The 24694-nt window shown below is 46.2% G+C and carries 21 protein-coding genes and 1 pseudogene; 4 read left to right on the forward strand and 18 right to left on the reverse strand.

All coding sequences use genetic code 11. The annotated features are described in order from the left end of the window. The first annotated feature begins 92 nt into the window (after positions 1-92). Positions 93-1745: a sensor domain-containing protein gene (locus CSV77_RS03715; protein ID WP_099672338.1), complete on the forward strand. Its 1653-nt coding sequence runs from the start codon at positions 93-95 to the stop codon at positions 1743-1745. A 380-nt stretch (positions 1746-2125) separates the two neighbouring features. Here CSV77_RS03715 and CSV77_RS03720 read toward each other — a convergent pair. The 3 genes and pseudogenes from CSV77_RS03720 to CSV77_RS03735 all read right to left on the reverse strand — a co-directional run bounded on the left by CSV77_RS03720 (position 2126) and on the right by CSV77_RS03735 (position 6272). After that, a pseudogene (locus tag CSV77_RS03720) lies at positions 2126-4267 on the reverse strand (beta-propeller domain-containing protein). A 106-nt stretch (positions 4268-4373) separates the two neighbouring features. Next, positions 4374-4952, reverse strand: a complete 579-nt coding sequence (locus tag CSV77_RS03730) for a hypothetical protein (RefSeq protein ID WP_099672341.1) — start codon at positions 4950-4952, stop codon at positions 4374-4376. A 147-nt stretch (positions 4953-5099) separates the two neighbouring features. Then, positions 5100-6272, reverse strand: coding sequence for an aminotransferase class I/II-fold pyridoxal phosphate-dependent enzyme (locus CSV77_RS03735; protein ID WP_099672342.1), 1173 nt, complete (start codon positions 6270-6272; stop codon positions 5100-5102). Positions 6273-6426: 154 nt separating this feature from the next. Here CSV77_RS03735 and CSV77_RS03740 point away from each other — a divergent pair, with 154 nt between their 5' ends. Beyond that, complete coding sequence (locus CSV77_RS03740; RefSeq protein WP_099672343.1) at positions 6427-7308, forward strand: SDR family oxidoreductase; 882 nt, start codon at positions 6427-6429, stop codon at positions 7306-7308. A gap of 108 nt (positions 7309-7416) precedes the next feature. On the opposite strand, the gene CSV77_RS03745 is transcribed toward CSV77_RS03740, so the two are convergent. From CSV77_RS03745 to CSV77_RS03770, 6 genes are all read right to left on the reverse strand, one after another. Then, on the reverse strand, positions 7417-8610 hold the full coding sequence (locus CSV77_RS03745) for an acyl-CoA dehydrogenase family protein (protein WP_099672344.1): 1194 nt from the start codon (positions 8608-8610) through the stop codon (positions 7417-7419). A 25-nt stretch (positions 8611-8635) separates the two neighbouring features. Further along, positions 8636-9244: a GNAT family N-acetyltransferase gene (locus CSV77_RS03750; protein WP_099672345.1), complete on the reverse strand. Its 609-nt coding sequence runs from the start codon at positions 9242-9244 to the stop codon at positions 8636-8638. Between the two features lie 78 nt (positions 9245-9322). Beyond that, entirely contained in the window at positions 9323-10471 is a 1149-nt protein-coding gene (locus tag CSV77_RS03755) for a saccharopine dehydrogenase family protein (protein ID WP_099672346.1), read from the reverse strand. A 25-nt stretch (positions 10472-10496) separates the two neighbouring features. Then, positions 10497-11972, reverse strand: a complete 1476-nt coding sequence (locus CSV77_RS03760) for an aldehyde dehydrogenase family protein (protein ID WP_099672347.1) — start codon at positions 11970-11972, stop codon at positions 10497-10499. A 389-nt stretch (positions 11973-12361) separates the two neighbouring features. Then, complete coding sequence (locus tag CSV77_RS03765) at positions 12362-14215, reverse strand: tetratricopeptide repeat protein (RefSeq protein WP_099672348.1); 1854 nt, start codon at positions 14213-14215, stop codon at positions 12362-12364. A gap of 80 nt (positions 14216-14295) precedes the next feature. After that, positions 14296-15798, reverse strand: coding sequence for an MDR family MFS transporter (locus CSV77_RS03770; protein WP_099672349.1), 1503 nt, complete (start codon positions 15796-15798; stop codon positions 14296-14298). 173 nt (positions 15799-15971) lie between these two features. On the opposite strand from CSV77_RS03770, the gene CSV77_RS03775 reads away from it, so the two are divergent. After that, positions 15972-16853, forward strand: coding sequence for a TetR/AcrR family transcriptional regulator (locus CSV77_RS03775; protein WP_099672350.1), 882 nt, complete (start codon positions 15972-15974; stop codon positions 16851-16853). 354 nt (positions 16854-17207) lie between these two features. On the opposite strand, the gene CSV77_RS03780 is transcribed toward CSV77_RS03775, so the two are convergent. Genes CSV77_RS03780 through CSV77_RS03810 form a run of 7 tightly spaced genes read right to left on the reverse strand, consistent with a single transcriptional unit; the run spans position 17208 to position 22165 of the window. Beyond that, the gene (locus CSV77_RS03780; protein ID WP_099672351.1) at positions 17208-18173 is read right to left on the reverse strand and encodes a 2-hydroxyacid dehydrogenase; all 966 of its coding nucleotides are present in this window, start codon (positions 18171-18173) and stop codon (positions 17208-17210) included. A 13-nt stretch (positions 18174-18186) separates the two neighbouring features. After that, a complete protein-coding gene (gene moaA / locus CSV77_RS03785; protein ID WP_099672352.1) occupies positions 18187-19206 on the reverse strand; it encodes a GTP 3',8-cyclase MoaA in 1020 nt (339 codons plus the stop codon). Next, complete coding sequence (locus tag CSV77_RS03790; RefSeq protein ID WP_099672353.1) at positions 19203-19772, reverse strand: molybdenum cofactor guanylyltransferase; 570 nt, start codon at positions 19770-19772, stop codon at positions 19203-19205. The genes moaA and CSV77_RS03790 overlap by 4 nt, the downstream gene beginning before the upstream one ends. Then, complete coding sequence (gene moaD / locus CSV77_RS03795; protein WP_029053550.1) at positions 19769-20002, reverse strand: molybdopterin converting factor subunit 1; 234 nt, start codon at positions 20000-20002, stop codon at positions 19769-19771. The genes CSV77_RS03790 and moaD overlap by 4 nt, the downstream gene beginning before the upstream one ends. Beyond that, complete coding sequence (locus CSV77_RS03800) at positions 20002-20445, reverse strand: molybdenum cofactor biosynthesis protein MoaE (RefSeq protein ID WP_099672354.1); 444 nt, start codon at positions 20443-20445, stop codon at positions 20002-20004. Before CSV77_RS03800 ends, moaD begins: the two co-directional genes overlap by 1 nt. After that, positions 20442-20912 (reverse strand): molybdopterin-guanine dinucleotide biosynthesis protein B, encoded by a 471-nt coding sequence (gene mobB, locus CSV77_RS03805; RefSeq protein ID WP_099672355.1) that lies wholly within the window; start codon positions 20910-20912, stop codon positions 20442-20444. Before mobB ends, CSV77_RS03800 begins: the two co-directional genes overlap by 4 nt. Continuing rightward, complete coding sequence (locus tag CSV77_RS03810) at positions 20909-22165, reverse strand: molybdopterin molybdotransferase MoeA (RefSeq protein WP_099672356.1); 1257 nt, start codon at positions 22163-22165, stop codon at positions 20909-20911. The genes mobB and CSV77_RS03810 overlap by 4 nt, the downstream gene beginning before the upstream one ends. 66 nt (positions 22166-22231) lie before the next feature. Between CSV77_RS03810 and moaC the strand changes: the two genes are divergently transcribed. Next, the gene (gene moaC, locus CSV77_RS03815; RefSeq protein ID WP_099672357.1) at positions 22232-22723 is read left to right on the forward strand and encodes a cyclic pyranopterin monophosphate synthase MoaC; all 492 of its coding nucleotides are present in this window, start codon (positions 22232-22234) and stop codon (positions 22721-22723) included. 379 nt (positions 22724-23102) lie between these two features. Here moaC and CSV77_RS03825 read toward each other — a convergent pair whose 3' ends face one another. Next, a complete protein-coding gene (locus CSV77_RS03825; RefSeq protein ID WP_099672358.1) occupies positions 23103-23621 on the reverse strand; it encodes a MogA/MoaB family molybdenum cofactor biosynthesis protein in 519 nt (172 codons plus the stop codon). 12 nt (positions 23622-23633) lie between these two features. After that, positions 23634-24653 (reverse strand): ThiF family adenylyltransferase, encoded by a 1020-nt coding sequence (locus CSV77_RS03830; protein ID WP_099672359.1) that lies wholly within the window; start codon positions 24651-24653, stop codon positions 23634-23636. Positions 24654-24694 lie beyond the last annotated feature (41 nt).

Raw genomic sequence — 24694 nt, forward strand, 5'->3', positions numbered from 1 at the left:
CTTATATAGTATAAAATTCACATGTCAGATGTAGACAACACTGAAACTTCATTTATAATAGTCATATAGTAGAAGTGGAAAGGAGTACCCCTATGCATGCAATTCCGTTACCAGAGATTAGCGAACACCAAGCATTGGTCGATAGTCTAAATAAATACCAATTAGTGACACATACTGATGGCGAAGGTCTAATCACCTATGCCAATCAAAATTACCTAACGGTTAGTGGTTGGACCCCGAAACGGATCTTAGGTAAATCGTTTTGGCAAATGTTTTCGGATCAACCCCACAGTCAGGAAATAGCGAACTCCATTTGGGATTGTTTGCTGTCCGGGAAAACATGGGCGGGTAAAATAGAAAAAATGACCCGCATAGGTGAACCGTTCTTTGTGAATACACTTGCCGTACCTACCCTATCCAACGCCGGAGAACTACAGTCTGCGTTCTTTTTAGAACTTGATATTACGGAAGACGTTCGCTTGCAGGAACGCTTAGGAGAAATTGCATTCATTGATGTAGAAACCGGACTGATGAGTCGTCACAAGCTAGAACAAGTAGTGAATGAATCTATCGCAAAAGCCATGCATTTTTCATTCGTTTATTTGACGATCGATCATTACTACACTATGAAAGAGCTGCAATCTCAAGAGTCTGAGACGCAGCTGATTCAAGAATTCACCAACCGATTAAAGCGCTACTTCCAGGATAGTCCCATTGCGCGTGTCGATACGAATAGCTTCGTCGTGCTGACAGCTTTCGGCGATTGGTATATTCAAGGTTTCTATGAATTCTTAAAACAACAGCCGATCTACCTCAGCCACAATGCGCAAACACTTTCGATTAGTGGCGGGATTGTACGTTTCCCTGAGGATCAACAAACATACACACAACTATACAAAGTCGCGATGACTGCGGCAGCCGATGTCGTGAGTCAAGGTGGCGGACGGATTGCTTCTTTATCTGCTCAGTCTCATAAAATTCTGAACCGCCGTTTGGAAATTGACCGAAAGATGCTGACGGCACTGGATCGCAATTCATTGCATGTAGCCTATCTGCCGCAATTTGATGTGGCGAGCGAGAAAATTACTTGCTACGAAGCGCTTGTTCGTTGGGAAGATGAAGATCTGGGTGTCATCAGTCCTGACGAATTGATTCCGATTGCAGAAGAAAACGGTTTGATTGAAGAAATCGGTGCATACGTCGCAGAAGAAGCAATGACGTTCGTAACGAAATGGCATCGGGCAGGTAATGATATGAGGATTTCCATCAACTCTTCCATTCGTGAATCTTTGAACCCACAATGGAAAGACCGATTGATCTCCATCTTAAATGAAACAGGTTGCCCCGCAAATAAGGTTCATCTCGAGTTCACGGAAAAATTCGCGCTCAAAGCGGAGGAAGAACAATCCGTACTGACGCAAATGTCCGAACTGCAAAACCTTGGTTTGCAATTCACTCTCGATGATTTCGGTTCCGGATATGCATCGTTGCGATACTTGCAGCATTTGCCAATCACCAGCGTCAAAATTGACCGCGTCTTTACCGAAACATTGTTGAGCAATCCGAAGACACAGAAATTGATCGAAGGATTGATCCAACTTTCAAAAAAACTAAACTTGTATACAATCGCAGAAGGCGTCAGCAATGAACAGCAATTTGAGTTGCTGAAAGAAATGGGTATTGATGCAGTGCAAGGTCATTTCATCGGAATGCCGACGCCCGCTGAGCAAATCGAAATCAAATAAATTATCGCAATCAAATTAGATGGAGCTCCTTTCATAAAGAAAGGGCTCCATTTTTTCTATCTCATTCAGTTGTGGTACGTCTCAGTGCGTTTGATTACAGCTTACTGTACGGGAGTTGAAAAGACAACCTTTTTTGATTGGATGGTGGGGGTGTATGGCTGGATTGCGCGGGCGTGATTGAGCGATAGGCTGGGCTGATTGAGCGGGATTCGAACGTGATAGAGCGCTCGGACAGGTTCGTTGAGCGAAATTCGAACGCGATAGAGCGCTTGAACGGGTTGATTGAGCGGATCTCGAACGTGATAGAGCACTTGAACGGGTTCATTGAGCGGAACTTGAAAACATAAAGCGCCCACGTAGTTGTAGTGGGCGCTCAAGCCTTATTTTCCTATCGATTCTAGAGGTTGCACACTATTCGTTGTATGGCCAGCTCTTTCCAACGTATCCAGAGGCGTGAAGTGGTCTAATGTGTAGCTATTTACTTCATTTACGGACATCGTGTAGAGGGCATTGTCGCTATACAACAGCCGTTGAATTTCTTTTTCCCAGTCCATGTATTCATGCGTCATGCGTTTGGTCAAATCGGCTGTTTGGACGATGCCGCGTTCCGCTGTGATTTCGTAAATCATTGCGCCAGAGCTTTGAAGATCTAGGATATTTTCACGCTTGGATTGCTCATACACTGAAATTGGAAAGCCGAATAAGTGGCGTGTTGGATGGATGAACAAGGCGTGATGATCATGCTGGACAGAGGAATAGGTGCCTTGCCCGCCAATCACTTCAGAAGCGGTTTCTTTTGGATTGGCAAAATCGGTTACGTCGAACACTGAAATTTTCATGCCGCCTGTTTGAATAATAGGTGCGCCGCCTTGCGGATTTTTCTTTGCAATTGTTTCATAACCGAAGCCGATCAAATGGCCTTCGTCAAGCGGATGCAAGTAGTTGCTAAAGCCAGGAATCTTCAGCTCGCCAAGCACTTTCGGGTTATTCGGGTCCGCAACGTCCATGACGAATAGCGGGTCCGTTTCGCGGAACGTTACCATATACGCTTTGTCTCCGAGGAATCGTGCAGAATAAATTCGTTCATTGACCGCCAGATTCTCGACTGAACCGACTTGTTTCATATTTTCATCGAGAATGAATAAATGGTTCTTCGCTTTATTACGTTCATCCCAAAGATTCCCTTCTGTTGTGACCGTACGGAAGTAGCCATTGTGCTCATCCATTGAAAACTGATTTAAAATCGTTCCTTTAAGTTGGGCAGTTTGTAGGAAATGCACTTGTGTTTTGTCCAGGCTGAATTTGAATACTTCGCTGGTGCTTTGCTGATTGTTTTGGTAGTTTGTGGACGTCAGATACAGATGATTTGGAGACATATAGAGCTGTTCACCACTGCCCAGATAAGCTTTCGTATTCACTCCTCCCTCTTCTCCCGACTCGATGTCGAGTGTCGTGATGACGGAGTAGGAAGGTTCCATGGCGCCTGGCAAAATCGAGATTTTATCGAGTGCTAGCGGCTGTACCTTTTGAGCCGCTGCGGAATCATAAACTTTTGGTATTAGCTGATCTTCTACCAGAGTCGGATGATCATATCATAGGAACGGCTGATTATTCGTGACCATGTAAACGAATTGGTCAATTTTGCGTGTTCCGATGACGTACCCTTCTGCACCCGTTTCACGAATAAGTTTCGGATTCGTACGGTCTGTGACGTCATACACACGAATAACGGACATTTGTTGTGTCGGCATCATGCGGTCTCCCGTCATTTTCGAATCCATATTGGATGTCGGCGCGTCTAGATTTCGGCCACCAATTAATACGACTTTATCTTGATCTATATACAGTTGGTTTGCATAAAACTCATCCGAAAAGGCTACCTTGCTGGCACGGACCATCTCGTTTGAATTACGGATATCCGTGATCATAAGACCTTCGCCATTTAAGACATCATAGAGGAAATCACCATCCGTTTTGACAGTATCTGCTTCATCTACTCCCGCTACTTGCTGATTGGTCTGTGAATGATCAGCGCCGCCACTAGTAGAAGCTTTATCTTCCGAAGAAGACTCTTCCATGATTTCACTACGCCCCTGAGGTTCCACCCGTTCAAAGAAGTTCTCTATTTCCTTCATGGAAGTGACGGGCTGGACAGATTCGATGACGGTAAATGAAAGAACTTGGTCTTCAGCACGTCTCCACATTCCAAAACTTTTAGATGGGATATGCAATGTATAGTCCCCTGGCTGTAGCCCACCTACTTGCAATGACGCGTTTTTATTTCCGTACGAAAGCTTGGCAGGTGTTTTCTTATTACCTTTCATAACATGGAACTTCGAAGCATCCAAGTTTTCCCTAACCGGATTCGTAAAGTAGACATTCAGCGACTGACCCGCGAGCACGGACTTCGTGGATGTGATACCAACTTTCGGCCAGAATAGGAAACTGATCAGTACAACGATTCCAATCGTCCCAGCTATCCCCCATACAATGAGCCATCTTCCTGTATTCATCGTGTTCATCTCCTCTTGTGTAGTATGTATAAGAGTAGACTGCAAACTATTGATTTCGTTACATCCTATTAAAAAAAGCTAAAAACACTCTTTTTATAGAGTGATTTTAGCTTGGTCACAACTTTTTCCATTTTCCATCGCCTTCTACGTTACTGATTGATTGTCCCATATGAAATAGATTTTCAAGCTTCAGTTCGTCCAGATATCCCTTGAGTTCAAGCATGATATGATCGGTATCGATCTTCTCCTCGTTGAAGAGACTGATATCAACCGGTAGCGGTAATTTCATTTTTTGCCCCGGTTCGATTTCCAATCCAAGATCAGTCGAGTACTTGAAGGGGTTCTCATCCCAACCTTTCTCCTGTTTTACCTCGAAGCTGAAGGTTAATGTAGGCTGGTGAATGACTCTATTGGTGTCATTATTTATCTCAATTAGGTATTCAATTTTTCCATCTTCCAACGCTTTTTCTTGTAACACCTTAAGCTGTACATTTTCTAGATCTTCATAAAGCCCTACAGCTGGCACAACCTTTTCGGTTTCAGTGTTCGACTTTTGTAATAACGGTAGCACGAGTAGCAGAAACATCACGGTGGCTGTTGCGACAACACCCCAGATTACCAGGCTTTGCTTTTTTCTACGGGGTTGAATCCCGATTTCCTTCTTGCGGCCCTGGTCTTTTTCTTGTTTGTTCATCGTATCCCTCCTCTCTATATTTCATTTCTATGGATAGTGTACAGTAATAGTTTACTGTATGCAGTAGGCATCTATTATCGAATTAAATTCGACCCATTTTATCATTTAAAAAAGGAAGAGCAGAAAATCTCTCTTCCTCGCTGTTATTTACACGCTCACAATCGATAATTCTTTAAGTTGTTCAATCGCTTGTTCAATCAATTCCACTTTTTGCACGAGTGCAAGGCGGACGTACCCTTTCCCTGCGGTGCCGAAGATGCTGCCAGGTACCATGACGACACCCGCTTGTTTGATCACTTCGAAGACGAATTCTATGTCGTCTAGGTCGTACGGATATTTTGCCCAAACGAACATACCGCCTTCAGATGGCGTCGTTTCCCAGCCCAGTGATGCAAGTCCGTCCATTAACGCGTGATGGCGTTTAGAGAACTCTGCGCGTAGGCGATCCGTGATCTCTTCACCATTATCAAGCGCCACAATAGCGGCTTCTTGGATCGGTCCGAATGTTCCATAGTCGAGATTGGATTTTAGTTCGCGTAGCACTTTGATCATTTCTGCATTCCCAACAAAGTAAGCGATCCGCGCACCTGCCAAGCTAAAGCTTTTCGACAGCGAGTTGATTTCCATGCCAACTTCCATTGCGCCCGGTGTCGTTAGGAAACTTGCCGGACGGTCGCCTGAGAAATAGTATTCCGAGTAAGCTGCATCATGTAGTACGATGATGTCGTATTTTTTCGCAAACGCTACGACTTCTTTGAAGAAGGCTTCATTCGGCATTGCGGGTACTGGGTTTCCTGGCAAGTTCAGGATAAGTAGTTTCGTTTTTTTCAACACTTCTTCCGGGACTTCGTTTAGATTAGGCAAGAAGTCGTTCTCCGCAAGCAATGGCATGTAATAAGGCACAGCGCCTGCTAGTTTAATTCCTGCGTCATAGGCGACGTAGGCAGGATTCGTTGTCAGAACGTAATCTCCTTCGTCACAGAACGCAAAAGGTAAATGAACGAGGCCTTCCTGCGAACCCATCGTTTGCAAGATTTCTGTCTGGGGATCGATGATGACACCTGTCCGCCGCTTGTAGTAATCCGCGACGGCTTCATGGAATCGTTTCGTCCCTCCGAGTGTGTAACCGTAAGAAGATGCTAATGCACTTTGCTCAGACAACGCTTGGCGTACACGCTCGTCAGGCGGAAGATCCGGGCTGCCGAGGCTTAAATCGACGACTTGCGCACCTGTTGCTTTTTTTAACTCAGCAGCTGCTTTTAAGTCACCAAAGATCGCTGGTGAGAAAATGGACATTTTTTTGGAAGGTTGAAAGTTCATGAAGACACGCTCCTTAGCTGTTATATAGTACGTAATGACTTCATTATAACACGTGAAAAGGCCACTTGGATTAATTTTCTATTGAACATCTGGATGTTTGTTCTCCGGCAATCAGGGAATACTTTTCATAACTACATGCTGAGGAGGATGTCACATGAGTCAAGATTCATACGAAAAAATCGACGAGAATATTACGGGACAGACACAATCTACACAGCCCGGTGTCGAGGCAGAGATGCATCCCGCCCCAATTTATGATGATCCAACTTTTAAGGGTGCAGATAAACTTAAAGGCAAAACCGCACTGATCACAGGCGGCGATAGCGGAATTGGTCGTGCCGTCGCGGTTGCCTATGCGAAAGAAGGAGCGAACGTAGCCATCGCCTATTTGGCTGATCAGGAAGATGAAGATGCGGATAAAACGATTGAATTAATTGAGAAATATGGTGGCAAAGCGAAGAAATATCAAACGGATATTAGTAGCGACAAAAACTGTAAACAGCTAATTGGACAAGTTATTAAAGATTTTGGTGAGATAAATATACTGGTCAACAATGCCGGAAAACAATTTCCCCAGCAGTCCATCGAAGACATTACTGAAGAGCAGTTGAAAGAAACGTTTGAAACGAACTTCTTTGGTTTGTTCTTTATGTCAAAAGCCGCCATTAAACATATGAAAAAAGGCGACTGTATAATCAACACTTCTTCGATTACAGCCTATAACGGATCGCCTGGATTACTTGATTACTCCGCGACAAAAGGAGCCATCACAAGCTTTACACGATCATTAGCCTTAAATGTATCGGATAAAGGGATTCGTGTAAATGCAGTAGCACCAGGACCGATCTGGACGCCATTGATCCCTGCTACGTTCGACGCGAAAACTGTGGCTGAACATGGAGCCGATACACCGATGAAGCGCCGCGGACAGCCAGCTGAGAACGCACCCGCTTATGTTTTCTTAGCTTCTAAAGACTCGAGTTATATGACAGGACAGACGATACACGTGGATGGAGGGGACTTTGTCGGTTCTTAACTTGGAATAAATGGCGGTTGAAATGTAATCGCGCTATGGCCTTACAACTAGAAACCCCACGCAAAAAACGATGCGGTAAGCCACATTAATTGGCTTACCGCATCGCTGTTATTCTTCAAACGGCCACTTAGGCAACATGCGATTCAACTTCTTATCACTACGCTCCCCAAGCACATACTCCGCCTGCATAATCGTATGAATTTCTCGCGTGCCTTCATAAATGACGGGCGCCTTTGAGTTGCGTAAATACCGCGCAACCGGATACTCATCCGAATAGCCGTACGCTCCATGGATCTGCACTGCATCATCTGCCGCTTGGTTGGCAAAATCACAAGCTTGCCACTTCGCGAGTGACGTTTCACGCGTGTTTCGAACACCGCTATTTTTTAATTCACCCGCACGATAAACAAGAAGACGGCTCATCTGATAACCTGCTTCCATCTTTGCAAGCATTTGCTGAACTAATTGGTGTTCACCTATTTTCTTACCGAATGTTTCACGCGTTTTGGCGTACTCTACGCTTGATTCAAGACAGGCATACAATAAGCCTACTGCGCCTGCTGCCACCGTGAAACGACCATTATCTAGCGCCGCCATCGCAATTTTAAACCCTTCGCCTTCTTCGCCCAGTAGATTCGCAGCGGGTACGCGAACGTCTTCAAAAAATAGCTCGCCCGTGTTACCTGCCCGAATACCGTACTTCCCTTTAATTGCCTTCGATGAAAATCCAGGCATTGTACGCTCCACAATGAATGCGCTGATGCCGTGGTGTTTCTTCGATTTATCCGTGTAGGCGAAAACGAGAAAATTGTCTGCCGCATCACAAAGTGAAATCCAAGTTTTCTGACCGTTCAATACATAGTCATTTCCGTCACGAACCGCTGTTGTTTGAATGGCAGAAACATCCGAGCCAGCGCCAGGTTCCGTCAATCCGAACGCACCGATTTTCTCACCTTTGGCTTGTGGCACCAAGTACCGTTGTTTCTGGTCATTCGTTCCCCACTGCATCAGTGTCATGCAATTTAAACCGATATGTACCGAAACTGCAGTACGAAATGCCGTGTCTCCACGTTCGAGTTCCTCGCATAGAATCGCTAAAGCATTATAATCCATACCGCTGCCACCGTATTTTTCCGGTATACAAACTCCCATGAATCCTAGATCCGCGAGCCGTTTCCAAATTCCCACGTCAAAACTTCCTTGGGCATCCCATTTTGCAATATGCGGCATGATTTCGGCATCCACAAACTGTCTGGCTGTCTGTCGCAACATGTTCTGTTCATCTGTAAATGTAAAGTCCATCCTCGTGTCCTCCTTTACAATGAAACTAGGCTTTTTCGATACGTGCGTTCACCGCAATCTGCCCGACTGGTATACGGTATACGCGGTTATACAACTGTCGATAAAACTTCCTAAACTGACGTTCATTCAACGCGGGCAGTTGCGAAGTCGTCATCAGTAATAACGGGTGCTTGAAATTCGTCAGCTTCAACGTTTTATCAAGTGTCAGTCCATTCCGTTCGTAAAATGCAATACGTCGTGTTCGGATTGATAATTCTTCTTCGTTTTTGGAAAAGTCCGGATCTTCCACTTCGAGTAGTATTCCCGATGGCGATAACGCATCCAGACGGCGAAGCAGCACGCTGCCTAATCCATACGAACGGAATTCCGGCGCTATTGCCAAATAGAGTACGTGAATACCTCCATATTTCGGGATTTCTTGATAGATAGCATAGCCGTAAACGTTGATGCCGTCCGTCAAGTAGACTGCACGCAAGATGTTTTTCTTGAGTGCTTTGCGCATAATCGGAAACGGAATATGGTCGAGAAATCCGAAGTCTACTGACATGAATTTGAATAACCTATTTACTGTCCGTCGATTTGTTGCGAGACGCTGTAATCCCATCTGTGATGAATTCAAAGTTTGTTGTTGCATTCCACTTCACTCCTTAGAAATACGAGGAGATGGTCTATTGAGATCTAAATCCACGCTTTCCTACCAGTATATACTGTATCAGGCCCGTTGTACGTCAATAACAACTCCGCGCTTCTTCATTTCTTCGATATACAATTCACCAGGCACGATCTTTTCCGGTGGGTACGCGCCTCTTTTCGTAATGACGCCATCGCCAATCATTTGCGCTACAACTGAAATGGTGTTGGCCGTCGCAAGTGCCATAGCCGTTTCGTTGGTGTTCTGATCTTTTTCGGTAATCATATTACACAAAATTGTATGCGGCTGTCCGTCTTTCGTACCGCTCACTATAACGCGAAGCAAGACGGCATCCGATTTATCCCCTAGGCGTAGTTGCGGCGTCAAATGAGCGAGCATAACGTCGCGTACACGTAACGGTCTACCGTCTACTCGAATCATGGATTCCCTAGATAGTAAACCGAGATCCACTAATACTTGAACCTTTTCAGCATGACCCGGATAACGGATCGTCTTGTATTCTAGCGTCTCGATAGCAGGGAATGACTCAAGCAGCGTCGACGTACCGCCTGATGTATGGAAGGCTTCCATTTCGCCGTAGCCATCAAATTCCAATGTTTCAATTTCCGATAATGAAGGCAATTCCTTCACTTCGCCATTTCGCCTAACGCGTGATGTATCGGTGTAATGATCGAATAATCCTTCCAATGAAAAGACGACATGATAATTCAGTGGTGGCTCGGGTTTGACCGGAACTCCACCTACGTAAAGTTTGATCGACTGGGTTTCGTCTAGCAACGAAGCACCGTAACCAGCCAGAATATTAATCATGCCCGGTGCCACCCCGAGGTCCGGAATCAGCGTTACGCCTTTTGCGATAGCTTGTTCATTCAGCGCGAGCACTTTTTCCGTCGCGCCACCGATATGTCCGCCTAGATCCACAACGTGTACGCCCCGTTCTACTGCACAGCGAGCGACGGCTTCATTGAATGTATAAAACAATGCGTTGACGACAATATCACCCAATCCAATGACGTCGCTAAGTTGCTCTTCATTCGTAGCATCGAGCAATAAAATATCGAGTTTTTCATTCATTAGTTCTTCGGCAAAATCTTCTGCTTGCCGAATCGCACGGTCCGCGAGATACACTCTCTTCACTTCGTCCTGCTTCACTAAATCACGAACGACTTCTTTTCCCATTAAGCCTGCACCTAATACCACTACTTTCATCTGCTCATCCCTTCTTCCCGTAAGTTCATTCCGTATCGATTTGCGCGCGCTGCAACTTGCCGCTGTAATCGATGTAAATGCTCTTCCATTCCGTAAAGACACCCAGTGCGGCAACACCGGAGTCACGATGGCCGTTCCCTGTCCCTTTCGTTCCACCAAACGGTAAATGAATTTCCGCCCCAGTTGTGCCTGCGTTGATATAGACGATACCTGTATCTAGGTCGCGTTGCGCGCGGAATACTTTATTGACGTCTTGCGAGAAAATCGAACTGGACAAGCCATATGCGACGCTGTTATTCACTTCAATCGCTTCCTCAAGACTGCTGACCGTAATCAATGAAACGACCGGGCCGAAAATTTCTTCCTGCGCGAGTCGGCTATCCCATGCGACATCCGCAAACAATGTCGGCTCAACATAATGTCCATTCGCGAATTTGCCTTCATTCAACACATTTCCACCCGCCACCAGGTTTGCACCTTCACTTTTGCCGATCTCGATATAGCCTTGGATTTTCTCCAGTGCCTTTTCATTGATCACAGGGCCGACTTTCACCGTTTCATCCAGCCCGTCACCCATCGTTAGGTCTTTCATGCTCTCGATCAAACGTTTCTGCAACTCTTCTTTCACATCTTCATGAACAATGACTCGGCTACAAGCTGTACAGCGCTGTCCTGCCGTTCCAAATGCGCTCCACAAAATACCTTCTACCGCTAGTTCAATATCTGCATCTTCTAGCACGATGACTGCATTTTTGCCGCCCATTTCTAAAGATACTTTCTTCAAATGACGACCACCTAATTCCGCAACGTGGCGCCCTGTTTCCGTCGAGCCGGTAAATGAAATAACACGTACATCGGGATGTTCAATCAGCGCAGTACCAACATCTGCACCTGAACCGAAGACGATATTCGCCACGCCATGCGGCAAGCCAGCTTGTTCAAAAATCCACGCCATTTCATATGCCATCAACGGTGTTTCTGTTGCCGGTTTCCAAATAAATGTATTGCCCGCCACAATTGCCGGAAACGACTTCCACGTAGCAATGGCAATCGGGAAATTCCACGGTGTGATTAGACCGACAACGCCAATCGGTGCTCGAACACTCATCGCAAATTTATCCTGCAATTCAGACGGAACCGTTTCACCGAACAACCGTCGACCTTCTCCAGCCATGTAGAACGCCATGTCGATTCCCTCTTGCACTTCACCGCGTGCCTCTTCTATGACTTTCCCCATTTCCTTCGTCAATACTTGCGCTAGATGTTCCTTTTTGTCTTTCATAATACGGCCAATTTCATAGAGATAATCCGCACGTTTCGGTGCCGGCACCAAAGCCCATTTCTTCTGCGCCATCTTCGCTGCGGCAACCGCTTGCCGAACCTCTTCATCCGTTGACAAAGGTACTTGCGCCAGTTCTTCCCCGTTCGCTGGATTGAGTACGGCAGTATAACTAGCGGCTTCCTCTTGCCACATGCCATCAATGTAGTTAGTTAGCTTCATTAAAATTACCCCTTTCTGCTCCATATAGTTTTCGTTCGTCGCCTCTATTAGAATTGTTCGACAATATATCATCCTATTCCTTTAAAGCTAGACATATTCCGAATAAATTAACTTGATAGGCAGGCATGGATAACAGGCATAGAGCGCTTACCTTATGTAATAGAGCGGTTAAATGGATAGATAGAGCACACTAGGAGGTTTATAGAGCGCGTATAAAGATGTATGAGCGTATGCCATGGATATATGAGCGCTTAAGCTGACAGTATGAGCGGGAAGCTTGGAGCATTGACCTTGAGCCCCCCTCCCCAACACTATGGCCAGCCTCATGACGCAAAAAAAACCGCCACAGCAAGTCGGAAATTCCAACTCGCCATGACGGCTTGCATTCATTACAATAAATACCAAATATAGTGTGCTTCCTCATGACTACCCGGTGTAAGTGCAACGCTTTTCGGATAATGCATCTTCTCCACAGCCATCTCCATTAACTTGCTAACATGCGGATTCAACTGTTCCGCCTTAGCAAACAACTCCAATGCACGCTCCGAAGACTCACCCTGCGCGCGTTCCATCTCTACCAACCAAGATAAATACCAATACGCAGCGTCTTCTTTAGAAACATCTACACATGCTTCTAACACCTGTGTTGCTTGATCTATTTCTCCTGAATGAATCAATGAAGAAATCGCCAAGTACCTTGCACTTTGATGGTCAAAGAGGTCGAGCGACAGTAGACGCAAGAAGATCTCGCTCGCTTCAACAAAACGATCTTGCTCATAGAGCCACACACCGTACTGCATCAAGCTACGCAAATACGGACGATTCGGTGCGAACTTCCACACATCTTCCGCGCGATGGTCAAACTGCTTTTCACCAGAGAATATCGCTTGTTTAAAGAACTTCTCCTGCTCGTCCTTCGATTCTGTCAACTCCGTCTGAAGTAACAACGCATCGACATTCGTCGGATCAGCGCCATATGCACCTACTGCGAAGTCGTGTCGCTGTTCGATCGTTTCAGCATTGTACGCCATATAACACAGCATCTGTGCTTCTTGTTGTTGATTTTCCGGCTCGAATGGTTGCTGAATCGCTTCTTGAATATACGCTTGCGCTTCTTCAAACGAATCAAAGTTATGCTTTTGCGTCAACATATGCACTTGCCAGTTCATTTGCTCAGACGGTAGTGGATGGGTACCGATATGATACGCGGCATCCTGCTTCCCTTCCGCCATCATCTTTTCAAGTTCCTCAATCTTTTCTAGCAGAATATCCGTATGCTTTCGGAATGAAGAGACGGAAACCCCAAACAGTTTACCCACTTCCGCTTGCGTGTACGTATTCGGCATCATATTCGTATCGACTGCCAATTGGAACGCTGCCGCAGCGAGTACTTCAGGCTTACGGAACTTCGGATCTTGATCGGTAAAGTAGTATGCCATCAAGGACAATAACATTTCATACGCACCCGGATAAAGCTCTTCCTTTTCGAGTTGAGCATCCAGGATTTCTACTACTTGACGTTGCAGCGGTGTAAAGTTCTGCTCGACTACATCAGATAACGTCTGAACGTCCAGTTTACAAACCACTTCGTAAATGTCGACGAGATGCTTCTTGAAGAAATCGAAGCTGTTTTTCTCTTCGCTCGTTTCCGCTAGTTTCTGCACACGCGTCAATAGTTCATCACTCATATGACCATTCACTGCAATAGCAGAAATCGGCATGACCCAGCGCTCTTCATTGCGCATCTCTTCCAAGACGATAGCAATGACTGCGCGAACATCTTCAGGCTCACCTGCTTCTCTTGCCAATAAATACTCGCCTTCTCCTAGAATTTCTTTCATATGATAGACATCTTTATCAGCCTTCGTCACTTCTGCAAATGTAATGAAAGCATTCTGCCAACTCTTCAAAATAGCACGTACTGCCCTATTTTGCGTGCGGTTGAGCGCTTTTACAAGGTGGCGTCTCCATAGATCTTTACGGACGATGAAGAAATAGTAATCGCTGACATTCGTCACGAGTTCTTCTTCTTCCATCCACTCACCAAGGCGTTCAGCCCAGTCTTTCAATAATCCTTCTAATGATTGAATCTCAGCAGGAGACAAAGATGTTTCATAATAACTGTTTAATACTTTCCTTAATTCTTCTTGGACCGTATTTGTGCCCGGCATCTCTGTTTTGCCGCAGCAGTTCTCTACGATATCCCCATTTCCGCATGGGCATTTTTCTTTATTCCCTATCACATCGAACACAACCTTTTCTTTTTACTATACCATACTAAAAAGAAGCTCCGCATGCATAGCAGCATACGAAACTCCTTGTTTTAGTTTTCAGACTGTTCTTTCACTTCGCCAGTAGTAGGCGAAGTCGGTGGTATGACCCGTTTTATGAATAACGATAAGATCAATGCAATGAGTGTAATTACCGTAGAGATGAAGAACGCGTGATTGACGCCGTCGAGCATCGCCATCCGTCCAATCTCTTCTTTCATAGCGGAGACATCGACTCCAGATGCGACCAAATCTTGCACTTGGGTAGTTGCAGACACATCCAATCGCTTGGTCATGAGCGTCAATAACAAGGCCGAACCAATCGCGCCAGACACTTGCTGCAATGTGTTATTCATCGCCGTACCATGCGGATTCGAGATCATCGGCAACGAGTTCATTCCGTTTGTCATAACCGGCATCATGACCATCGATAACCCGAACATCCGAAGCGTATAGACACCCATCAAATAATAATAACCTGTATCCATGTGCAATTGGCTCAATAAATACGTCATGAATACCGAAATACTAAGTCCCGTGTAAACGAGGACACGCGGACCGTATTTATCGAATAAACGACCTGTGATGGGCGACATGATTCCCATTAATACTGCACCGGGTAACATCAACAGTCCGGCATCTAGCGGTGAAATTCCGCGCACGTTTTGCACATACAACGGTGTCAAAATCATTCCGGAAAACATCGCCACAGACAGCACCATCGATACGACAGAAGAGAGAGCAAACATCGAGTGCTTGTAAATACGAAAATCGAGCATGGGCTCTGTCATGCGTAATTGTTTTAGGATGAACAGTACGAGCGATACCGTACCAAGCGCGATCGTGCCATAGACGATCGGAGAACCCCATCCCTGTTCACCTGCAGAACTGAAACCATACAGCAAACCACCAAAGCCGATAGTCGATAATACTAATGAAGAGAAATTGATGCGTACATCACGATTCGGTGTAATATTTTTGAGTTTGAAAATTGCAAGAACTAGCGTGAGCAATGAAATCGGTAGCACGAGCTCAAACAGTGTCCGCCACGAATAATGCTCGACTATCCAGCCAGACAATGTCGGCCCAATTGCCGGTGCCGTGAACATCACAAGACCGAACATCCCCAATGCCGCTCCCCGTTTTTCAATTGGGAAAGCCGTCAACATTACATTCATCAATAACGGCATCATCAGTGCGGAACCGGATGCTTGGATCATACGTGCAACCACTAGTAAAGAGAATGTCGGTGCGATGATTGCGATCAACGTCCCTAACGAGAAAAGCACCATGGCGGTAATGAAGATTCTTCTATTTGTAAATTTCTGAATGAAAAACGCACTGGCAGGAATCATAATCCCGTTGACGAGCATATAACCTGTCGTCAGCCACTGAACGGCCGAAGGGGAAATCGAAAACTCTTTCATAATGACTGGCAATGCGATATTCAGTAACGTATTGTTCAAAATCGCAACGAACGCACCTATGAATAATATGGCAATGATGCCATAAGGCGGTTTCTCCTGCATTTTTTTAATTTCTATTGATTCTACCATTTTATCCTCCTATAACATGTAAAAACTATGTCAGAAGTATATTTTATACCGGCAGTACATTTATTACAACTAAAAAATTTCAAATACCCAGAGAGCTTGATGTAATAACGTTTTAGGAATAGTATAGATAGTATACACAGAGTATAAAAATTCAAATGCACAGGTGATTATCTATGAATGACCGCAAAAAGCACGTATTGCTTATCGCAAAACAACTATTCATCGACAAAGGCTTTCATGCAACATCCATCCAAGACATTTTGGATGTAGCACAAATTTCAAAGGGAACGTTCTATAATTACTTCCCTTCTAAAAATGAATGTCTCATGGCGATATTGCAAGACGCGTATTGTATAAGTTACTTACGAAGAAATGAGCTAGCGATTGGCAAAGACCTTGCAGACCCTGGCCTGCTCGCTGCACAAATTGAAATTCGTTTGACGATGAATCGACAACAAAACTTGCTACCGTTGTTTGAAACTATCGTTCATTCGCCTGACGATGAGCTGCGTCAATTTGTGAAGCAGATGCATTTTCGGGAACTCGCATGGCTTGCGAAACGACTGGTCAACGTCTACGGTGAGGAAGTAAAACCATACTCCTATGATTGCGCATCGTTACTTTTTGGCTTCATCCAATATGCGCTTAATATCTGGAAAAGTTCAACTACCGAGCCAATCGATACGATGAAACTAGTGGATTTTGTTATGCAACGAATGGAAGTGATCGTACCCGATATTGTAAAACGAGACGCTCATTTCCTATCACAGAGCTTGCTGGAAGATATGTTAACGGCGGCAGATTTTTCTCCGATGACACGCGAAGTGTTGATTGAGAGTTTGCAAAAGTTCGTTGCCAACTTACCAAAGGACGGAAGTCAAAGGACGTTATATAGCCAGTTTTTACTGGATGAGCTGTCCGCTGAACAACCAAGGATCTACTTACTAGAATCCGTTGTGCGCTCGTTCCGTCAAGCGTTCGAAGGTTCGGAACAACAACTGCAAGCAATCGAATTATCCGCGAATATTTGGGGGTTCATCAATCAATCTCAATGAAATAGAGACTAGCCAAGTCAGCGAAAATGACTTGGCTAGTCTCTTTTTATTTATTGTTGAGTATTAATATGAGTAATTTTGGGGAGTAAGATGTGTTATGTTAGCAGTCGTTTGGCTACGCCTGCCGCTGCAGTCACCTTCTTTAGGAAGTGGAGACGAATTATTACACGTCACTATAGATAGTAGAATAAACTAGTTGATCTGCGTTCCAGGCGGCGACTCCAGCGGGAACAGCGCGAGCTGAAAGCCCCGCAGGAAGCGAAGCGGACGAGGAGATTGAAGCCGTGCCCGCGGAACGCGTCCGCCTGGAACGCAGATCAACGTCGCCCTCACGTCACTAATGTCTCGCCTGAGTCAACCACGAACTTGATGATTCGGCTCTTCCCCTTGCGCAAATGCAAGCAATGCTTCCACGTTTAGCTTCATCATCGCCTTGCGCGTCTTCACCGTCGCACTACCAATATGCGGAAGCACCGTCACATTCGGCAACGTCAGCAACGGATGGTCTAGCGGAACAGGCTCCGTCTCGAACACGTCTAACCCTGCTGCATGAATTTTCTTCGTGCGTAGCGCTTCAAACAGCGCGTCTTCATCCACAATACCGCCACGCGCAACATTGATCAGAATGCCTGTCTCTTTCATCTCGGACAACTGCTTCTCCCCGATCATACCTTTCGTCTCCTCACTATACGGCACCAAAATCAACACGTAATCGGACGACGCTAGTAATTCGGAAAGCTCGGCATAACGACAGCCATACATATCTTCCATTTCTGACTTGCGGTTACGGTTGTGATACAGCACGTCCATATCGAACCCTTTCGCCCGTCTCAACACCGCTTCACCAATTCGGCCCATGCCGATGATACCAAGCGTAGCCCCGTACACATCAGTTCCAGTGAAACCAAGGGGCTCCCAAGACGTCCAGCGCCCTTCGCGCAACGCGTTCTCTGCACCAATCAAATCACGGCCCGTAGCCATCAATAAAGCGAACGCCAAGTCTGCCGTTGTTTCTGTTAGCACATCCGGTGTATTCGTTACGATAATATTCCGTGCTGCCGCCGCTTGGACATCGATGTGATTATAGCCCACTGCCATATTGACAATTAATTGTAATGAAGGGGCTGCGTTAAGCACTTCTTCGTCGATTTGATCGGAAATGACAGTCCATAGTGCATCCACGTCAGCTACTTCTCTTAACAATACGTCACGAGGAACGGCTTCACTCGTCGACTCCCACATGCGTACTTCATAGTGTTCGCGTACTGGGGCAATCAGTTCTTCTGGCATCTCTCGACAAATATATACTGTTGGTTTCATGGACAACACTCCTTTAGCCACCGATATAGTTCATATTGATTTTCTTCCGGTTCTTTATCGTCTGCTCCGTCCGTTCATCGGAATAGCGGTCTTTTCTGCCTCTCCACACGGTAGCAATCGCTTCATATAGTTCTACATCAGTTTGATCCGAACGAATTAATTTTCGTAGGTCAAAGCCTTCTGATGCGAAAAGACACGTATATAATTTCCCTTCAGACGATAGACGAGAGCGCGTACACGTTGAACAAAATGACTCCGAAACGGATGTGATGAAGCCGACTTGTGCATCCGTTCCTATATAGCGATAACGTTTTGCTACTTCACCGTAATAGTCTTCTTCCGCAGGCTCCATGTCGAACTCAGCGGCTAGCATGTCGTAGATCTCTTTTTTTGTTACGACTTTTTTGAAGCTCCAGCCATTGTCATTGCCGACATCCATGAACTCGATATAGCGCAATGTGATGCCACGTTCTTTGAAATACGTAGCCATCGGGAGGATTTCGCTCTCATTGACTCCTTTTTGTACGACCATATTCACTTTGATAGTGAAACCGATGTCCTGTGCCTTTTCGATGTTTTTGAGAACAAGTTCAGGTGAAATGCCACGGCCGTTGATCTGTCCGAATAATTCTGGATCCAGTGCATCTAAACTGATATTCAGACGGCGCAATCCAGCGTCGTACAGCGGTTGTGCGTATTGACCGAGCAACACTGCATTGGTTGTCAGTCCGATGTCTTCGATCCCTTCGATGTCGTGAAGCTTCTGTATCAACTCGGGTAAATTCCGGCGCATCAGCGGTTCACCGCCTGTCAAGCGTAGCTTCTTCACACCTAACTGAGCAAAAATCCGTGCCAAGCGCTCCAATTCTTCAAACGACAGCAATTCATTTTTAGCTAGAAATAAAAAGTCATCACCAAAAACTTCTTTCGGCATGCAGTACGTACAGCGGAAATTGCAGCGATCCGTGACAGAAATTCGCAAATCCCGAATCGGACGACCGAGTTGATCTACAATGGCATTCATCTTCTTCATCCCCTTCCCAGTTCACATGGCTTGTTGACATTTTTAAAAGAAATTTCGGGTGTATCGGTTAATAAATCGCCTTCAATCCAACGACCTTCATGTTGTGCTTGCACATGCATCACGCGACGATTGCCATCGCGTAACGCTTGTTTTATTGTCGGTTTGACGTTAGCACTCCAGACCGAAACGAGTGGGTGTCGCTTGCCTTCTACCGTTACAGACGAAATATCTCCATGATGCAACGCTAGCAATCTTTTCATGATCCCCGCTTCCATAAACGGCATATCACACGGCAACACGACATAGCGGTCAGCTTGCACTAATTCCATAGCGGATAAAATTCCGGCAAGAGGACCCATTCCAGAAACTGCCTCCAGGTCCGTCGTCACATGCACGCAATCCGGAAACTGTTCCCTATATTCTGGACGCGCCACGACAACGATCTCCTCGCAAATCGGTCGCAATGCCTCTAACGAATAATGATAAAACGAGTGACCTTCATGCAGTGCAAATGCTTTTGGCGAGCCATAACGCTGCGATTGTCCGCCCGCTAGCAACACACCGACTGTCTTCATCCGCCACTCACTGGTGGAATAAACGCGCAGACATCTCCCGCCTGAATGACATCATCCTTTAAGGCATACTCTTCATTCACCGCCACATGGATAGTCTCTTTACCGAAACCTGGATATGTCTCTTCTGCCCAGTTCAGCAATTCTTCGACCGTCAAGGGCGCGCGATCCAAAGACTCTTCACCTTTACCCGTCAACTCGCGTAGTCTTGCAAAGTAATGAACTGTAATCATCATGATTCGCTCCCTTTCTCTGGATATTTCTTCTGTGCACCGATCCATTCTTCGCCGTCTTCCCAGATTTCCTTCTTCCAAATCGGTACGACTTCTTTAATGCGCTCAATTGCATATTCATTCGCCTCATACGCTGCTTTTCTATGAGGAGACGATACCGCGATAACTATGGCAATGTCTGATATTTTCAACTCGCCAATCCGATGCGCCATAGCGACTTGAACTCCAGGCCACTTTGCTTCCATCTCCGCACCGATTTCAGCGAGCTTTTTTTCCGCCATCGGTACATAGGCTTCATACGCAAGATACAATGTGCGAACACCATGCGTCCATTCGCGTACATGTCCCGTGAATACCGTCACCGCACCCGCAGCTGGATGCAAAACAAGATCGCTGTATTTCTGCACATCAATCGGCTGATCTATGATTTCATATCGTTTCATTGTCCCGCCTCCACCCATTCTTGCAACCAGCCATCGAGTCGCGTAATATCTTCAAAAAGCTCGGCTGTTTTCACCGTTCGAATGATTCCAGTCAACGACTCCAGCTCTTCCCGTTCTTCTTCGTTTCGGATGAGCACCACTTTCTCACCGGCTTCTTTTTTATAGCCTTCTATCAATAAAACGTCTGGTTCACTTAACGCTGCCAATGTCTTTAGCTGTTCAAATGAATATTCTTTATTTTGTATCAATTGTATCATATCCCCCCCAGCGACAAGGGTTGAGACTGCTCCAAACCCTAAGAATTGCACCGTATCCGTATGTGCTGGCGGCAGTTCAGGCGCTCCCCCATGCCCATGATGTTTGAGCACCGCGACTTCGTAACCAAGATGCTTCAGCACGGTAATCCAATGCGAAACAAGCGTCGTTTTTCCACTGTTCTTGAAGCCCACGACGTGTAGCGTCTTCATAGTTCCCAATGCTCCACACCTTGTTCCGTTCCTAACAATAATGCGTCCACTACCATGCCTTTTTCATAGCCGCGAGTTCCGCTCGGCAAGACGATGATGCAGTTACCCCGTGCAATAGAAGACACTGCACTGGATTTATTGAAACCTGCAGGCGTCGCTATGATTCCTTCGTTTGTCATCGACCAGCTGGCGCGAACGAAACGTGTGAACGGATTCGCTTTCTTGAAATCTTCACCAAGAACCGCTTGAATACGCGGCATATAAGGTGCTGTGCAACCCATCATCGAGTAAATGGCAGGCCGCGCGAACAATTCAAATCCTGTGAAGCAAGCAGACGGATTACCTGATAGACCGAATAATAATTTATCTCCTAACACCGCTACTGTCGTCACACTGCCAGGACGCATCGCCACTTTATTGAACAATACTTCCGCACCTAGACGCTCATAGATCATAGGTAAATAATCGTAATCTCCGACCGACACACCGCCCGTCGTAATAAGCAAGTCTGTTTCCTGAAGTGCATTCTCCACGATTTCGGTACATACATCCAAATTGTCTTCCATCATGCCATACGATGTATACTCAATCCCCATTCGCGTCAACTGTGCACGAATCATCGGACCATTAGAATTGCGGATCTTCCCTGGTTCCAGTTCATCAGTGACATGTAGCAATTCCGTTCCAGTCGACAATACCCCAGCAATCGGTCGTTTCGCAACACGCACTTGTGCATAGCCAAATGTCGCAAGTAACGCAATAGTCCCTGGATGAATAATCGTTCCTGCCTCGATCAATGTCTCACCTTGTTTCGCATCTTCACCTTGACGCGAAATATTTTCGCCCGCTTCAAACGACTTACGTAACGTAAACCCGCTATCATTTTCCACCGTTTGCTCCAGCATAACGACTGCATCCGCATGTTCCGGAATTAATGCACCTGTCATGATGCGAAACGATTCACCTGGTCCAATCGGACGATCCGCAACATGCCCTGCACCAATTTCTCCAATCACACGAAAGGCTTTTCTATCATCACCTGAAGCACCCGTCGAATCTTCCGCCCGAATCGCAAAACCATCATACGGCGAACGATCAAAAGGCGGCACGTCATGCTTCGCAACGATAGGCTCTGCTAGCACACGACCATATGTATCTTCTAACGGAAGAACTTCCGTCCCCAACTTATGTACATTTTTCATCACACGCTCTACTGCTTCCGCCACTTGAATCGGTTTTCGAATTTCCACCACGTACATCTCCTACTTTCTTTTGTTATACTAACTAGTACAATGAAATGAAACGAAAGGATGATCATCATGTCCGAACTTACACACTTCAATGAACAAGGCCGCGCCAAAATGGTCGACGTGTCCGACAAAGAAACGACACTACGTACTGCGATCGCTACATCATCAATTACGGTAAACAAATCCATTCACGAGCAAATCACTCATGGCACAAATAAAAAAGGAGACGTCTTCGCAGTTGCACAAGTCGCCGCCATCATGGCCGCGAAAAATACGTCTAACATTATTCCAATGTGCCATCCACTTCCTTTAACGGGCGTAGATGTCCGATTTGATTGGGATATCGATGAAGAATCTTCCCATTATCATGTGTTAATCGAAGCCGAAGTCAAAACGAAAGGCGTAACCGGAGTCGAAATGGAAGCCCTGACTGCCGCTTCCGCCGCCGCATTGACGATTTACGATATGTGTAAAGCTGCCGGCAAGGACATGGTCATCGGACCCACCATGCTTCAGCATAAATCAGGCGGGAAAAATGGTGATTATCAACGTGCGGACTAAATGTCGCGCGTTTTTTTTGATTGGATTTGGATGGTACGCTCATACTTCCATGTTATCCGCTCTATCGACCCGCGAAGCCGATCATACTTCCATGCCATCCGCTCTATCACCCCGCGCAACCGATCATACTTCCATGCCATCCGCTCTATCACCCCGCGAAGCCGATCATACTTCCATGCTATCCGCTCTATCACCTCGCGAAGCCGATCATACCCCCACGCTAGCCGCTCTATCACCTCACGAAACCGCTCATAACCCCAAGCCATCCGCTCTATCACCCCACGAAACCGCTCATAACCCCAAGCTATCCGCTCTATCAACCCACGCAACCGCTCATAACCCCAAGCTAACCGCCCCTATCCCCCACACCCCTCATCCACTATCCCAAATGCTTTCCAAGCTCATGCACAATATGCGGCAACTCCGGCACGATCAACTTATCCATCGCTAGCTTCACGGCCTTCGAAGAGCCCGGCAATAAAAATACCGCCTGCAATCCGATTCCACCTGCCGTTGCGCGACTGAGCAACGCTTTTGATCCCACGTCTTCGGTATAGCTCAAAAAGCGAAACAGTTCACCAAATCCGTCTAACGGTTTTGTGAAATAGGGTGACACGGTTTCCACTGTAATATCCCGCGCGCCAATCCCCGTTCCGCCCGTGAAAATCATTGCCTGAATCGACGAATCGGACAACCAAATAGACAATTGCGCTTCGATACGTGACGCTTCGTCGGGACAAATCTCGTATGCCTTCACAATATGTCCCGCTTCGAGTAGCTTATCGCATATCACCTTGCCGCTTTTGTCATCCGTTTTTGTCCGCGTATCACTGATTGTCAGTACAGCAACTGCAACCGATTGATCACGCGCTTTCTGTGGTAAATGAGTCTCTTCCATTTGCTACCCCTCCTAGCCGAATAATGAATGATAGATTTTCCGTCCTTCTCGCATATCTTTTAAACCATGAATCAACAACCTGCCATTACCGAACAAAATACAGCGATAGCTTTCCGCCTGAAATTCCACGAAAAACGGCGTCTCCCGGTATTTCGATTCTAGTTGTTGGGCGACTTTCACACCGTCCGCTACCGTCAACTTACGTCCTGCGTCGGGTATGATTTGTACTGTATCACGTCCGCAAAGCACAGCGTATTGCGTGCCCGCCGCTTGATGCAACGCAGGATACGTTGGATGTTCACCACATGTTTCGCATTGCGGATTCTTCATCCGGCTGATTCCCGCTTCAACGGATGTATTATTCCACACATCAAAATGCAGAAGTTTCGTGCGCATGGCCTCTTCATTTCCTGTCAGCCATTTCATCGCTTCCGCGCTTTGATGTGCAGCCGAAATCTGTACTGCAGGCGCAATTACCCCTACTGTATCACATGTTTCATTGACCGCTGGCATGACCGGCAGTAGACAGCGGAAACACGGTGTTTTGCTTGGAATGAAAGGAAAGACGCTACCTGAACTGCTAACGACCGCGCCGTATACCCATGGGATATGTAGTTTCCACGCGACGTCATTGATCAGCAAACGCGTCTCGAAATTATCGGTTGCATCCAGTAGAATATCCGCGCCGACCGCAATTTCTTCGAGCAACGGTCCGTCGATATGATCGAGCACTGTGATCATTTCAACATCTTCACGAATGGCATGTAAACGACGTGCTGCTGCTACGACTTTCGGCACACTATTTTTCGCATCCGCTTCGACGAATAATTGTTGCCTCTGCAAATTAGATGCCTCCACGTAATCGCGGTCTGCAAGCGTTATTTTACCGATTCCCGCGCGCACGAGCGTCTCGGAAATCGACGAACCGAGCGCACCACAGCCTATAATCACTGCATGTGCATCCGATAGCCGCCGCTGTCCCGACAACCCAATAGGTTGAAATAATGTTTGCCGTGAATATCGATTCTCCACTTCATCTACTTCCTTTCATGAAACAACAAGCGAGGCAACCG

Source organism: Sporosarcina sp. P16b (assembly GCF_002743065.1).
Taxonomy (GTDB): domain Bacteria; phylum Bacillota; class Bacilli; order Bacillales_A; family Planococcaceae; genus Sporosarcina.